Genomic DNA, 14472 nt, shown 5'->3' on the forward strand with positions numbered 1-14472 from the left:
ACTAATAGTTAAATCAAATTCAACACTTTTGAAAATACTCCATTCGAAAAATATATTCGAGCTCAAGCAATCACTTCTATGCCTTTTCGCTCCACAAGAGACAGCATTTTCAGCGCAGCGCCTCTGGGTTTGCTTTCGCCCTGTTCCCATTTTTTTACCAGCTTATCGCTGACGTTTAAATATTGTGCGAAAACGGGTTGAGAAAGGTTATTGGCTAGCCTTAGTTTTTTGACTTGTTCTGGCGTGAAGTCATGAATGGAGGTTAAACATAAAGTATCAAACTGACGCATGGTGGTTTTATCAATCGCACCCGCTTTTTTTAGGCCTTTGGCTGTCTTATGAACAGACTTTAAAATATCACTCATGGCGATCTCCTTCTTGGCAATTTTCTACTTTGATTAACTCTTTCGAAGCTATCAAACTTTCTAGTTCACTTTGGCTAAAACTAATAAATACTTGGGCTAATTCTCTTAGCGCCATTTGCTCTTTTTTAGTGATGTTAGCTCGTTTATTTTTAGCAAAGGCATACAAGAAAAAGTACTTTTCACCAATGACTGCGCCAATAATTGTTCGATAGCCACCACTCTTACCTTTGCCTTCTGTTGCCACTCTCTTTTTATAGAGAGCGCCACCTAGGTCTGCATCAACTAATCCTCTCTGGATCTCATCACATGCTTCAATGAGATCCATATCAGACAAACGATCTTTTTTAGTTAAAGAACAAAACTCTTTCGTTTTATAAATCAAAGTATACCCTCCTTGGGTAGTATTTCAACAATACTCAACACATCCTGTGCACCTCTTCCAACAATTTAACGGTAACATCAATAATTCACTAGTGGAAAAAAAACCGCTTACTTGTAGGTAAACGGCTTTGAAAAATAAGGTCGGACGCTAAATAACATCCACGTTGATTAACGTGCTGCCGGCTGCAATCACTTCATTTTTACCCAAGCAGATATCGGTTCCAATCAACCCATTCAAACTGCCAGTCATGAAGAAGAAGTCGTCTATGTAACCTCGGCGAACGCATTCTTGCACGCCTTTCAACAGCACTTTTTTCTTCTGTTTGAAGAAGTCTGGTGCACTGGTTAAGTAATCGTAAGTTTGGTTTTGGTGGCCGCTTTTAAGAGTAAAATCGCCAGCGATAGGAAGGTTAGAAACGAGGATGCCGTAGTTATAATAAAAATCACAAGATTGATAACTCTTGTCGTTGATCTTCGGGCGCAACACTTCGATGGCCACCCGCGGTTCACTGTTTTGCACCTTGTATTCAATGTCGCTCGCCAAGATAGGCACGCTACAGTGATAGCAAATTTCGACTTCTAGGCCAGAGACATCGTTTTTCGGTAATTGAGTTCCTTGATTCTCAAAAACCTGAAAATCAAAAATAGGCGAGATAATAAACACGCCGGAATCGTCGACGACTTTCCAGCCCTTGATCACCGCCCCTTTGCTCGTTAGCTCGGCAATCAATTGATCCTGCGCGTGACAAATGTCGTCGTAATTATCATGAATAGAGGCAAAAGCACCGTCTTCAAACGCACGGAGAATGGCGGAATATTCTGTAAAATTCATTCAATAATTCCTTCGGAAAAACGGATCGGTTTTCATTATCAGAAGCAAAAAATAGCGCCTCTAGAAAAAATAGAAGCGTTAATATACAAGGTTTTGAATTGAAAAAAGAGACTTGCCGTTGATCGTTTTTCGTTTTGCCTTTTTACGGCACCATCACCTCTGACAATGCGTCTGCCAAGAAAGGAACGTCGCTTTCTTTGAGCCCTGCTAGGTTCATTCGCCCGCCGTCCACAAGGTAAACACCACACGACTCCCGTAAACGAGCAACTTGGTCCGAGGTAGCGCCGATCACAGAAAACATGCCTTTGTGCTGCGCAATAAAGTCAAACTGATGCGAATCGGTTCGGTGCTGTAACGCGCTGACTAAGGAGGTTCGAACCTGTTGAATACGTTGTCTCATTTGCGTCACTTCAGACAACCAATATTCTTTTAACACCTTATCTTCCAATATGATGCGGACAATCGCAGCACCGTGATCTGGCGGCATCGTATAAGAGCTTCGGGCGCATTCCATGATGCGACTTTTAATGCATTCGCTCTGCTGTAACGTGTCGGAGGCAATGACCGCCAATCCGGTTCTCTCACGATATAAACCAAAGTTTTTTGAGCAAGAACTGGCGACCAAATAATCGGGAACCCGTTCAGCGAGATAACGAAAGCCAGCCGCGTCTTCTTCCATTCCATCGCCAAAACCTTGATACGCCATATCGATAAAGGGCAAGAAGCCTTGAACGTTCGCCATGTCCGTTATGGTTTGCCACGAAGAATAGCTCAAGTCTGCGCCTGTTGGGTTATGGCAACAACCGTGCAATAAGACCACGTCGTTTTTGCCCAGCGAGGACAAGGTCGCCAGCATGGCTACTTCGTTCACCATTTTGGTTTGAGGGTCAAAATACGGGTAATAAGCCACGTCCAGACCGGCGGCTTTCATGATCGGTGCGTGATTAGCGTAACTTAAATCACTCGTCCAGATTTTGGCCGTCGGATTGGCAATTTTAATAACCTCGGCAAGCAATCGTAACGCGCCGCTCGCGCCTGGCGTTTGTACGCCCACCGCGCGGGAGAGGCTACTATTGTCGCCCAATAACAAGTCCATCATCACGCGGTTAAAGCGTTCGCATCCTGCCATGCCGACATACGCTTTGCTGTCTTGTTCGTCCAAAAGGCGGGATTCTGCCATTTTGACCGATTGTAAAACCGGAGTGACGCCTTGTTCGTTGCGATAGACACCAACGCCCAAGTCTAATTTTCGAGAGCGTGTATCCTGAAGACAGGCTAAAGTTTGAGACAATATAGGGTCTTTGACCGCGGGAGTAAGTGCGCTAAACATGATGTTTTTTTCCTAGAGATTTTACTACGCCGCTCGCGAATACCACGCCGACACAAACGAAACACAAGCCAAAGATGGCCGCTAAGCCGATGGATTCGTGCAACAAAGGAATGGCCAGCAACGACGCTAATACCGGTGTTAATGCCCCCATGGCCGCGGTTCTTTCCGCGCCCAAAGCATTGATCGCGTAGCCATAACTAAAGCCCGTAAAAAGGCCGACTAACATAGATTGCACGAAAAACTGCCACGCCAATTCATTGGCACTGACCAAGCTCATTCCTGAGCTCACAACGCCCGTCGCTAATAACACCAATAAGATGCAGGTCGAGACCGAGCCAAGCAGCCCCGTGGCGGCCAACGGAGGCAAACCCGCGACGCGTAAACAAATGGTGTAAACCGCCCAAAAGAAACTCGCACTGATAAACAACAAATCGCCTTTCCATACGTCGCTGTCCAGAGACCACATGGAAATCAGCAACAGCGCCAAAATGCCAATCATGATGGCGACAAGACCCAGAAAACGAGGGCGACTCAGCGGTTCTTTAAACACAATGACGGCAATGGCGGTCACGAACAGAGGAAACGTACCGGGAATCAATAAACCCGCATGCGACACAGGCGCATACTGCATGCCCGCCGAGCTCAAGAAAAAGAACGGAACGCCCGCCCCAAGCACAATGCCGACCAACGTCCATTTAGGAACACGCAATAACATTTGACGAGATCGATATAAAAACGGAAACAACACCAATGCGGGAATGACGTATCGCATCAACGCCAGATCAAATGTGGTGAGCGCAGATTGCGCGCCCATTTTGACACTAACCAGCCAACCGGCCCAAATGCAGGTGGTGATAAATGCCGCCAAAAGGCCAAATTGAAACATGCGTCCGGAGGCAATATGCCGATAAGCCGGTGCAGCTGACTCTGGTGTCTGCGTTATGTCACTCATGAATATTCCCGATAAAATTCGTCTGTCAAAAAAACACTAATGCCTTCATTATAGGGACAGAGTCACGAGCATGTCCTTGCCATTAACACCTTTGAAAATTCATTTTTTGGCAGAATATACTCATTTTTTAACAATAAAATATCAGGTATGCCAATTTGAAAGCCGACAATACAGATACCCAAATCCTAACGCATTTGCAGAACGATGGCCGACTGAGCAATGTTGAGTTGGCCGAACAAATTCACTTGTCGGCATCGCCTTGCTTACGACGCGTCAAACAACTGGAATCGTCAGGGGTGATTAAAGGCTACAAGGCGAGCCTTGACCGTAAAAAGGTCGGCTTGTCGATGACGGTGTTTATTGAGGTTCGACTGAAGAGTCATACCAGCGAAGCCAGTGAAGCGTTTGAGGAAAGTGTCGCCAACTTGCCCAATGTGATCAGTGCGTATTTGGTGTCTGGATTTGCCGATTATCGATTGGAAGTGGTTGCAAAAGACCTTGCGGATTATGAAGGCATTTTAAAAGCCATGCAGAACCTGCCCTACGTGAAAGACATTCACAGCAATTTTGCAATCCGAGCCATTAAAAGCGACGCACCCTTGCCGCTTTAACCCACAAAAAAACCGCTTACCTTTCGATAAGCGGTTCAGATGTTATCTTATGGTGCTTAAGGTTTAGACCTTAAAGCTGCCCACTTGGTGATCCAAGGCTTTGTACAATTTCGTGATGTCTTGTGATTGCTGTTGAATCGTATCCGACACAGATTGCACAGAATCCGTTTGTTCTTTTAATGACACCATATTCTGGTTGATGTCATTGGCCACAACAGATTGCTCCTGAGTTGCTTGTGCAGTTTGCGCCGCCATATCCTGCACTTTACCAAAGGACACTCTCAAGTCATCAAATGCTTTTGTCACTTCGCCAAAGTTACTCACGGTAAGGTCCGCGTTATTACGGCTGTTTTGAATCGCTTTTGATGATTCCGCCACATTGATTTTAAGCTGTTCAATCATGGACTCAATTTCATTGGTGCTGTCTTGAGTACGCGTTGCCAAGGTACGAACTTCATCCGCTACCACGGCAAACCCACGACCTTGTTCGCCCGCACGCGCGGCTTCAATCGCGGCGTTCAAGGCCAATAAGTTCGTTTGCTCGGCAATATTACGAATCACTTCTAATACAGACGCGATGCTTTCAGAGCTTTTCTGTAACTCACCAGAACGTCCAAGCGCCAATTCAATATCAGACACCAATTCAGTCACGGCTTTTTCTGATTTATTAACGGCCGTCAAACCACTTTGCGTGAAACCACTTGAACTTTTGGCTTCATCCGCTGTGTTTTGAGCCACGTTCGCCATTTTCTGATTCGATATATCCAGCTCATGACCAGAGCTCACAACCGAATCTGACGCTTTTGCTAAGGCTACTGTGATGCTAGACGTTTTCGTCACCGCATCGTTCAATTTTCGCGTTGTTTGACCAAGTGCATCGGACTGTTCATGGATGTTACCAATGATGCCTCTTAGACGGTTCACAAACGCATTGAACTCATTCGCTAAGTCGCCCAGTTCATCTTTCGTCGAAAACTCAATGCGCTGTGTTAAATCTCCATCACCTTCGGAAATTTCACGAATACGCGTTCCCAAATAACGCACCTGATCGCTCAGTGTTTTTGGTGTTTTGTAACTGAACCAAATACCAATCAGCAAACCGATCACGACAACAATCAATGCGAAGTCTATGAAATTATCCACTTTTGCTTCGACAGCAACTTTGGTTGAATAAGCGTGTTTGTTAACAGTCTCTCCCGCTTTATCAAGGATCACTCTTAATGCTTTAAAATCCTTATTGGCTTTTGTTTCTGCCGCTTCACGTGCAGAAGAGTCGCTGTCTGTCGCAACCAAGGCGTTAGAGGATTTTAACCAGACGCTAAACGCGCTATCGAAATCACCCGCCGTTTTATAAACTTGAGGTTCTTCAGAAAGGTACTTGCGGAACAAATTAAATCTGTCTTTTACTTGTTGAGCATTTTCCGTACGATCAGCTTCTTCACTTTCCGCTTTACCCACACCGACAATAAGACGCTGCTCGGCCAATTTTGCTTGGTAAAGGTCTCGGTCCGCGTTCAAAATCGCCGTTACAGCTTTTTCATAGTTATCAACTTGAACGTCTAAAGCCGCTCTCAATTGATTACTAATATGCACCATGGATACCAGTGCAATAACAAAAGTAATTCCCATAACAAAAACAGGCAAAGAACTTTTTACCCTTATGGATTGTAAACGCATGAACTGATCTCCTAGACAATGTACGGCTTATAACGTAGGGGATCATGATAGTAGAATTACTTGCTGTGGCGAATCAATCCAAATTAACAATTACCTACATTTCTACCCCATTAAATAACCGGTAAATAAGCTACTCATTGATCAAAATCAAGAAAACGACCATTCATGTTTCAACCTAATGATTTTCTACGTTGTTCTCGGTTTATGAAAAATACAATAATGGCAGACGTTAAATGCTTCTAGAAACGCCTTTTTCCTTTACCTAAAGCATCAAGTAAAACAAACTCATTAGGAGGATAATCCTCTCTTTCTATGACTCATTATTATTAACACTTGAGAAGAGTAACGCGACACAATGACCTTCCCGACACACCGCGCCAAACTCGCCCTTGCTGCTTGGTTAGAAACGCACACCGCATTTCGCTTGTCCGTTCATGCTCGCAACTTGACCGACGCGCTAGACGAACTCGACACCTCACCTCAACCAATCAGCTATTTAACGCAGTTTATATCACTCAAACGCTACTTTAATCGTGTCATCTTGGGAATATTGGCAATGGCGTTTGTACTGGGTTTAATCGCCGTTCCACCCGCGTTTGCGACGAGCCAGTCCAGTCAGGTGAATATTTTTTGGTTGTTCATCGTCTTATTAGGCTTTCACGCACTGAATCTTACTCTTTGGTTCGCAACCATGCTGGCGACCATGAACAGCCGCTATGAAAACAAAGGCGTTCTTCTTAGCGCATTGATTTTTATTAATAAGAAAGTAAGTAAGCATTCCCATCTTTCTGAAGAAAGCACCTCGGCGTATCTGCATTGGCAATGCCCAACACACGCCAATAAATGGCTAGTGAGCAGTCTTTCGCATGGCGCATGGGGTTGTTATTTGTTGGCAGGTTGGATAATGACCTTGCTGTTGTTGCTGACCAATCAAGTAAACTTTGTTTGGGAAACCACATTATTAAGCGATGATGCGTTTATTCAGCTCACGCAAACCTTAAACCAAATTCCAGCATGGTTTGGCATTGCGCTCCCGAATCAGCTGGACATTCTGGCGAGTCGAGTCGATTTGTTGTCACAAAATGCGTCCACCAGACAACATTGGGCGAACTTTTTACTGGCAAGTATTATGATTTACGGCGTGCTGCCAAGGTTGGTTTTCCTGTTATTGAGCATTGGCATGTACCATTTTAAACGAGCGACACAACCACTCAGCACGCAAGAACGCATGATTAAAAATCGCTATTCACAGCAAGAAAAACAAAGTCGCGTCATCGTAGACAGTGACCATCAAGCATCGCCAATATCATCGGGAAAAAACCATAACGCGCACGTCAGCACGCTCGACGACAACGCGTTTTCAGAACATTGGGCCTTGTTTGAATGGAGCACGCCAACACCAGACTATTTGCGCTCGGCTCGAAGTGTCGCCATATTGAATAGCCGGGAAGAACAAGAACAATTTTTAAACCGCTCCAGCCAAGCGCCGATTTACATTTTGGTAAATGGTGAACAAAGTCCAGACCGAGGCAGCCGACGTTTTTTTGCTAAAATAAGCCCCTCTTATTCGTCCGTGACTTTGGTGATTTTTGGCGGTGAAAATGCGCGTTTCTTGGAAGATTGGCAGCGCCTTGCCAGAGAAACACCAATGCCATTCACCCACATCATACAAAAGGATTAAGCCGTGTCGATTTCCCTTTTGGTCGTTGGCCACGCAAACACAGGCAAAACCTCCTTGATCCGAACCTTGTTGCGTCGGCATGATTTTGGTGACGTCAGCGACAGAGCTGGAACCACTCGCCATGTAGAAAGCGTTAACATCAACATTGGGCTTAAAACCATTGTGACACTAACCGATACACCAGGGTTTGAAGACTCAATTGGTCTATGGGAAATTCGTCATTCTGAGGCGTTTCGATCGTATCAAGGCGCGGATTGGCTGCGACCTTTTTGTGAAAGCCACTTTGCCCAAGACGAATTCGAACAAGAAGCCAAAATACTCAAGCAGCTAACCAACACCGACATCATTCTGTATGTGATTGATATCCGACAAGCGCCGCTCGGCAAATATCTGGATGAATTGGCATTATTGGCCAGCGCCAATAAACCCATTATTCCGGTCTTAAACTTCAGCGCCACATCCAGTGCGCACCTTGAAACATGGCGCAAAGTGTTAGCAGAGCGCCACTTGCACGCGGTCGTAAAATACGACTCAGTCGCGTTTTATTTTGACGATGAAAAACGGTTATACCAAAGCATTCAAAGTTTAATGCCAGAACAATACGATGCCATAAATCAACTGGTTACCTATCGAGAGTCCGCCGCGACATTGCGCCTAACCATGGCGACAAGCCAATTAGCGGATTTTCTGATTAACGCCGCCAGTTCGCGCCTGGAATGCGTTCAATATCCACCAGAAGCGGCGGAATCCACCGCCTTTGAAAACACCATTCGCCAGCGAGAAAAAGCGTATATTTCGCGTTTATTGCAGCTGTATGAATTTCAGCAAGAGGACTTGGTCGTATCGCCATTGGCGATTCAAAATGACCGCTGGGAACAGGATATTTTTGATTCCGAAACACTCAAAGAATGGGGCATCGAAACAGGCACCAGCGCGTTAACGGGCGCGGCCATTGGCGCTGGTATTGATGTGATGACAGCGGGATTAACCTTGGGAACGGCCACCACGATTGGTGCCATTCTTGGTGCGACATGGAAAACCGGACAGCACTACAAAGACACGCTGATGAGCAAACTTACCAACAGCCACTTTTTATGCCTCGACAACGCCACACTGACGCTATTGTGTTTGCGTGGTTTAAGCGCGATTCAGCATTTGCATCAGCGTGGCCACGCTTCTCAGCAATCGTTCCAACTTGCCTCCTCTTCAAAAGACAACGGCATGATCGATCAAATGAAACCGTTCTGGAAACACGCTCAGCAACATCCAGAATGGGACAAGCAAACATTGCCCGATTCGCACCCCACAAAAAAAGGCCTTCAAGACCTGTTAGAAAAAGCATTGGTGGCGAACCAAGCAAAGCACGATTAACGCACTATCGATTCGCGGTGAATAAACGCTGGGCGAGCTCTTCGTCTAAGCGACGTTGCGAGTCGTGCATCTGCTTCTGACAGGTTTCCATCAAGGCAATAATGTCGGATTCCTGCAACCCTGTGGTGTCGATGGGCGCCAGCATTTCAACAATCACCTCGCCATTATTCCAACGATTCATCTTCACTTGTTGATGCGTCGTACTGCAAATAATCGGAACAATAGGGACACCCGCTTGGACAGCAGCGTGAAACGCGCCGAGTTTAAAAGGCAACCAACCTCGACCTCGACTGCGCGTTCCTTCCGGAAACATCCAAATCGATAAACCTGTTTGCTTCATGCTTTCAACCACTTGATCTATCGTGGCGATCGCTTGAACACGGTTATTTCGATTGATTAAGATGTTTCCGCTGGCCCAATACAAGGCGCCAAAAAATGGAATCCAGCGCAAACTGGATTTGCCTACCGTTACCATGGCTTTAGGCACCACAGCGGACAAGGTGAATAAATCAAAGTTGTTTTGATGGTTGGCCACATACACGGCTTGAGGAGAGTCCGCCGATTCGGGTGCGATCCTTCGTTCAACCGATAACCCAAACAATCGAGACACTTGCGCCAATACTCGGCTGATATGATACACCCGATTTTTCGAACCCAAATTCAGCAAGCAAAAAGCAATGCCGAATAAGGTAACACTGACGATCAATACTAATAACAAAACGATTCGAACAATAAACAACATAGAGCGATTAGCCTCTCGTGCACAGCGTGTGATTTTTATTATTGCTTATGAAAGCGTTCACGCCATTGAAAAAACTCTTCTGCAACCAAAGGCTTAGAAAAGAAGTAGCCTTGTATTTTATCACAACGGTATTGTCTTAGAAGCGCAACACCTTGTTCATTTTCCGCGCCTTCCGCCGTGACCTGAAAGCCCAAACTATGAGAAAGGTCGATGGTGGCGCGAACAATAAATTCATCGCCTTTGTTGGTGTCCATGAATTGAATAAAAGCACGATCAATTTTGACTTCATTAACAGGCAATTCGCGCAAATACGCCAAGGAAGATTGGCCCGTGCCGAAATCATCAATGGCGAGGTGAACACCCATTGCTTGCAAGGCTTTCAAAACATTGATTACCTTCTCGCGGTCTTTCATTACCGCACTTTCAGTGACTTCAAGCGCCAATGCCCGCGCTGGTAAACCGTTTGCTTTTAATGCTTGATCCACCATGTCGGGTAAGGTTTCATCGACCAAATCATGCGCGGATAAATTCACCGCGACGCGAATTTCATGGCCATCCGACCACCATTCACGAAGCTGGGACAACACGGTTTTCAACACCCAATTTGTTAACAGTTGAATACTGCCGGCATTTTCGAGCAAGGCAATAAATTCATCTGGCGGAACAAACCCCAAACTAGGGTGAATCCAACGAATCAAAGCTTCGGCTTCGTGGCAATCGGTATTCGCAACACCCACTTTTGGTTGGTAAACCACAAACAATTCGCCTGCTTCTAATGCCGCGGGTAAGTCTCGAATAATCGTCAATTGACGACGATGGTTTTCATCTTGTCCCACTTCATAAAAAACACAGAGTTTGCTTGCTTCTTTTGCTTCATCATCAATGATATCCAGTCGGCGCATGGCGCTATTCACATCCGACGTTGCGTGTTCAAAAGGTAACACTCCAAGACGGATATCAAGACGAATGCCTGAACCGGCTTCGACTTCAAATTCTTCGCTAAAGGAGGCTTTTAAGTCCATGCAATCTTGTTCGGATATATTACGTTCAAAAACAAATAAAAACTTATCGCCACCCAGCCGCGCCAGCATAACCGCGTCACAGCCCCATGCTTGTAGCCGATTCGCCACTTTGGACAACAACACATTACCGACATCAAAACCCAGCATGTTATTAATGCGTTTAAAGTGTCGTATGTTGACCAATATCAGGCCACCTTGTGTTTTCGGCAACGCCTCGCTTAAATACGATTCCACCGCGCTTTGATTAAACAAGCCCGTTAATTGATCATGAGACGCTCGATGCGTTATCTCTTCTTCTCGATTAGCAATGGCGTTTTGCATCGTTTTCATTGTGTGCGATAAAACACCAAACTCACCGCTCATTTTCGGCGCGTTTACTCTTTTATTGTTTGCCCCCAAACCAATCTGAGTCGCATACTCCACCAAACGGCCAATGGGCTGAGTCATGTTTCTCGCTAACGCCGCGCCAAATAACAACGCCAAGGCCAAGGCGCCAGTGAAAATCAACACCAACTGGTTACGTGTGCTGTTGTAGCTTTGAATCCATGGGCCATAGGGAAGATGAATCACCCCCCATTGATTGGGGATACCAAGGTCGACACCCAACGACAAATACTTTTCGTCATTGGAAAAGAGCGGAAATTGAAGGGCATTTTTAATGTTGCCAATATCATCAAATAAGATGTCTTTGTCTGGTGGTGGTAATGTCGATACGCCCGCCAGTGTATGAGTGTTATAAGTTTCATAAACAAAACTAATGTCTAGTCCTGTGACATTTTTGATTTGCTCCGCCAAGCTTTGATCAAGTAAAAACGCCATTCCGACCCAAGCAATCACATTGGGCGCTTTAATTGGAACCAGCACGAGTTGATAAGCACGATTATCCAAAGCGATCATGGTGCTGATGGAAGAGCCGCCGGTACGACGAGCGGCAAACACCAATTCAGAAACCGTATTACTGACATTAAGAACACGAGTCGAGGTAATAAGCTCGCCTTGTGGCGACACTAAAATAGACACATCGGCATTAATTCTCGCGCCATGGTTTTGCAAAACAGAGCGGATGGTTCCCGTTTCTCCTGTTGCTACCGCTTGTTTAAAACCAAAGTCCGAAGTCAGAATCTCTACTCCTTTGGTCAGCTGTTCAGCGCGCGCTTCCAAAAATAAATCAAAGACATTACGAGAGACGTCGATGGACTTCACACCCTGTTTATAATTGTCTTCTTTCAGTGACGACAACACCGCGAGCGCCGTGCCCAACTGGGCCAGCGCAAGCAGCATCAAGACAAACATAATCAGCTGGGCTTGAAAGCTTTTAAACAGCTTAAAACCTTTTTTAATACGAATCATAGAAACCTTTATCGAATACTTACGTTTTTAAACCACGCGCTCGCTCATGAAGAATAGGAGCTATCCTACTTTTACGCTATATCGGCTAAAAAAGCACTTGTAACGCACTCACTTTAAACATATGTTATTTGTTTAAACATCTGTTAATTTGACTATGAAACATCAAACTTATCGCGTTTATGAAGCTATCAAACTTGATCCACTGGCCTCGCAGCAGGCGTTGGCGGAACGGCTTGGTATGAGCCGAGAATCGGTTGCTGGACACATCATGCAGCTGACCAGACAAGGCTATATTTTAGGCAAAGGCTACTTGCTCGCTGAACAAAACACCTACGTTGTCATCGGCGGGGCCAACGTCGATATCCATGGTCATAGCACCGACACAATCACCTCACACGATTCCAATCCTGGCACCATCAGTCAAAGCCCGGGCGGCGTTGGTCGAAATATTGCGGAAAATTTAGCGCGCTTAGGTGAACACGTGCATTTGATTGCGTCCATCGGTTTGGATCAACGCGGCAATTGGCTCATCGAGCAGACTCGATCTACAGGTGTCGAAACACACAACATTCTACGTCATGATACATTGCCGACTGGCACCTATTTGGCCATCAACAACGACAGCGGACAACTGCAAGCCGCCATCGCGGACATGCGAATCATCGATACACTGGATGCGCAAAAACTCAGCCAAAAACAAGCGCTGCTGCAAAGCGCTTACTGCATTATTGTCGACGCCAACCTTTCCTGCGACACCATTACATGGCTCGCTCGACAAACGTTTTCTGCACAACTGGTTGGCGACGCCGTGTCTACAGCGAAAGCCGCTCGACTGCGCCCAATTTTGCCTAAGCTCAACCTATTAAAAGTGAATCAAGATGAAGCCAGAGCCATTTTAGGTAGCACCGAAACCGACCCTAAAAAGCTTGCGCAAGCCTTGCTTCACGAAGGCGTTGATGAAGTATTGCTCAGTTTAGGCAGCCAAGGGGTTCTCTATTTCAGCGCCGAGCACGGCCAGCAAACACCGTGTCATCCTACCTTACCCATTAGCGACACTGGCGCAGGCGATGCGCTATTGGCCGGCTATTTAAGCGCGTGTCAGCAAAATAAAAACCTCGATGACTCTCTCTCTTTTGCCTTAGCTTGCGCCGCCATGACATTAGAGAGTCCTCATGCGAATCACCCAGAACTCACTGTTCAAAACGTAACTCAATGGATAGAAGACCTATGAACCAATATCTCGATATACACCCAGATGTCGCGGCCGCGGTTGCCGCAGGAAAGCCCGTAGTCGCGTTGGAAAGCACGATCATTTCACATGGTATGCCATGGCCACAAAATGCCGAAACGGCCAAAAAAGTTGAGCAGATCATCCGTGATAATGGCGCAGTTCCGGCAACCATCGCCATCATCGACGGTCGACTAAAAGCAGGGTTAAGTAACGATGAGATAGACATTTTAGGTAAAGCCGGTTTATCCGTCACAAAATGCTCCCGTCGAGATTTACCCTTTGTGGTGGCGCAAAAACAACACGGCGCGACCACCGTTGCGGCGACCATGATCATTGCCGCCATGGCTGGCATTAAAGTTTTTTCAACGGGTGGAATTGGTGGCGTACACCGAGGCGCACAGCAGACGTTTGATGTATCCGCTGATTTACAAGAACTCGCAAAAACCGACGTGGCGGTAGTGTGTGCCGGTGCGAAATCTATTTTAGATCTGGCCTTAACCCGTGAATATTTAGAAACTCAAGGCGTACCCGTATTAGGTTACAGAACCGATACGCTGCCTGCTTTTTATACACGTGAAAGTGATCAGACTGTTGATTACAACATGCCGTCTGCTAGTGATATCGCCGACTTTATTAAGGCGAAATGGGAAATGCAATTGCACGGCGGAGCGATTATCGCCAACCCCATTCCTGAAGAATTTGCCATGAACAGTAATGTCATCGACACAGCGATCAATCAAGCGCTCGAAGAAATGGACGCGCAAGGTGTCGCAGGGAAAGAATCGACGCCGTTTTTGTTAGCTCGTGTTGCGCAGTTAACCGGTGGAGACAGTTTGGCCAGTAACATTCAGTTGGTGTTTAACAACGCACGACTTGCGACTGAGATCGCGGTCGCACTCTCGAAATAACACATCAGAACGCGCAATC

General features: G+C 46.1%; 13 protein-coding genes. 5 read left to right on the top strand and 8 right to left on the bottom strand.

Annotated features, from left to right (window positions below):
• Positions 1 to 62 precede the first annotated feature (62 nt).
• The 5 genes from D104_RS36505 to D104_RS36525 form a co-directional block, all read right to left on the bottom strand.
• Complete coding sequence (locus D104_RS36505; RefSeq protein WP_024025639.1) at positions 63 to 365, bottom strand: helix-turn-helix domain-containing protein; 303 nt, start codon at positions 363 to 365, stop codon at positions 63 to 65.
• Complete coding sequence (locus tag D104_RS36510) at positions 358 to 747, bottom strand: type II toxin-antitoxin system RelE/ParE family toxin (RefSeq protein WP_024025640.1); 390 nt, start codon at positions 745 to 747, stop codon at positions 358 to 360. Before D104_RS36510 ends, D104_RS36505 begins: the two co-directional genes overlap by 8 nt.
• 147 nt (positions 748 to 894) lie before the next feature.
• Complete coding sequence (locus tag D104_RS36515) at positions 895 to 1578, bottom strand: hypothetical protein (protein ID WP_024025641.1); 684 nt, start codon at positions 1576 to 1578, stop codon at positions 895 to 897.
• A 142-nt stretch (positions 1579 to 1720) separates the two neighbouring features.
• Complete coding sequence (locus tag D104_RS36520) at positions 1721 to 2908, bottom strand: amino acid aminotransferase (protein ID WP_024025642.1); 1188 nt, start codon at positions 2906 to 2908, stop codon at positions 1721 to 1723.
• On the bottom strand, positions 2901 to 3860 hold the full coding sequence (locus D104_RS36525) for a DMT family transporter (RefSeq protein ID WP_024025643.1): 960 nt from the start codon (positions 3858 to 3860) through the stop codon (positions 2901 to 2903). Before D104_RS36525 ends, D104_RS36520 begins: the two co-directional genes overlap by 8 nt.
• A gap of 155 nt (positions 3861 to 4015) precedes the next feature.
• On the opposite strand from D104_RS36525, the gene D104_RS36530 reads away from it, so the two are divergent.
• Entirely contained in the window at positions 4016 to 4471 is a 456-nt protein-coding gene (locus D104_RS36530; protein ID WP_024025644.1) for an Lrp/AsnC family transcriptional regulator, read from the top strand.
• Positions 4472 to 4534: 63 nt separating this feature from the next.
• Here the strand turns inward: D104_RS36530 and D104_RS36535 are convergent, their stop codons facing one another.
• Entirely contained in the window at positions 4535 to 6148 is a 1614-nt protein-coding gene (locus D104_RS36535) for a methyl-accepting chemotaxis protein (protein WP_024025645.1), read from the bottom strand.
• Positions 6149 to 6503: 355 nt separating this feature from the next.
• Between D104_RS36535 and D104_RS36540 the strand changes: the two genes are divergently transcribed.
• Both D104_RS36540 and D104_RS36545 read left to right on the top strand, forming a co-directional pair.
• Positions 6504 to 7829, top strand: a complete 1326-nt coding sequence (locus D104_RS36540; RefSeq protein WP_024025646.1) for a DUF2868 domain-containing protein — start codon at positions 6504 to 6506, stop codon at positions 7827 to 7829.
• A gap of 3 nt (positions 7830 to 7832) precedes the next feature.
• Positions 7833 to 9200 carry a DUF3482 domain-containing protein gene (locus tag D104_RS36545; RefSeq protein ID WP_024025647.1) on the top strand — a complete coding sequence of 456 codons (1368 nt, stop codon included), beginning with the start codon at positions 7833 to 7835 and terminating at the stop codon, positions 9198 to 9200.
• A gap of 4 nt (positions 9201 to 9204) precedes the next feature.
• Here D104_RS36545 and D104_RS36550 read toward each other — a convergent pair whose 3' ends face one another.
• Both D104_RS36550 and D104_RS36555 read right to left on the bottom strand, forming a co-directional pair.
• Complete coding sequence (locus tag D104_RS36550; protein ID WP_024025648.1) at positions 9205 to 9942, bottom strand: 1-acylglycerol-3-phosphate O-acyltransferase; 738 nt, start codon at positions 9940 to 9942, stop codon at positions 9205 to 9207.
• A gap of 38 nt (positions 9943 to 9980) precedes the next feature.
• Complete coding sequence (locus tag D104_RS36555) at positions 9981 to 12314, bottom strand: putative bifunctional diguanylate cyclase/phosphodiesterase (RefSeq protein WP_024025649.1); 2334 nt, start codon at positions 12312 to 12314, stop codon at positions 9981 to 9983.
• A gap of 154 nt (positions 12315 to 12468) precedes the next feature.
• Between D104_RS36555 and D104_RS36560 the strand changes: the two genes are divergently transcribed.
• Together D104_RS36560 and D104_RS36565 are read left to right on the top strand one after the other, a co-directional pair.
• Positions 12469 to 13545 (top strand): carbohydrate kinase, encoded by a 1077-nt coding sequence (locus tag D104_RS36560; RefSeq protein WP_024025650.1) that lies wholly within the window; start codon positions 12469 to 12471, stop codon positions 13543 to 13545.
• Positions 13542 to 14453, top strand: a complete 912-nt coding sequence (locus tag D104_RS36565) for a pseudouridine-5'-phosphate glycosidase (RefSeq protein WP_024025651.1) — start codon at positions 13542 to 13544, stop codon at positions 14451 to 14453. The genes D104_RS36560 and D104_RS36565 overlap by 4 nt, the downstream gene beginning before the upstream one ends.
• The last annotated feature ends 19 nt before the right edge of the window (positions 14454 to 14472 follow it).

This window comes from Marinomonas profundimaris (assembly GCF_000508165.1).
GTDB classification, from domain to species: Bacteria; Pseudomonadota; Gammaproteobacteria; order Pseudomonadales; family Marinomonadaceae; genus Marinomonas; species Marinomonas profundimaris.

Coding starts and splice junctions, on each gene's coding strand:
- D104_RS36525 (WP_024025643.1), bottom strand. CDS start 3,860: ATGAGTGACATAACGCAGACACCAGAGTCAGCTGCACCGGCTTATCGG.
- D104_RS36555 (WP_024025649.1), bottom strand. CDS start 12,314: ATGATTCGTATTAAAAAAGGTTTTAAGCTGTTTAAAAGCTTTCAAGCC.
- D104_RS36550 (WP_024025648.1), bottom strand. CDS start 9,942: ATGTTGTTTATTGTTCGAATCGTTTTGTTATTAGTATTGATCGTCAGT.
- D104_RS36540 (WP_024025646.1), top strand. CDS start 6,504: ATGACCTTCCCGACACACCGCGCCAAACTCGCCCTTGCTGCTTGGTTA.
- D104_RS36520 (WP_024025642.1), bottom strand. CDS start 2,908: ATGTTTAGCGCACTTACTCCCGCGGTCAAAGACCCTATATTGTCTCAA.
- D104_RS36565 (WP_024025651.1), top strand. CDS start 13,542: ATGAACCAATATCTCGATATACACCCAGATGTCGCGGCCGCGGTTGCC.
- D104_RS36515 (WP_024025641.1), bottom strand. CDS start 1,578: ATGAATTTTACAGAATATTCCGCCATTCTCCGTGCGTTTGAAGACGGT.
- D104_RS36560 (WP_024025650.1), top strand. CDS start 12,469: ATGAAACATCAAACTTATCGCGTTTATGAAGCTATCAAACTTGATCCA.
- D104_RS36535 (WP_024025645.1), bottom strand. CDS start 6,148: ATGCGTTTACAATCCATAAGGGTAAAAAGTTCTTTGCCTGTTTTTGTT.
- D104_RS36505 (WP_024025639.1), bottom strand. CDS start 365: ATGAGTGATATTTTAAAGTCTGTTCATAAGACAGCCAAAGGCCTAAAA.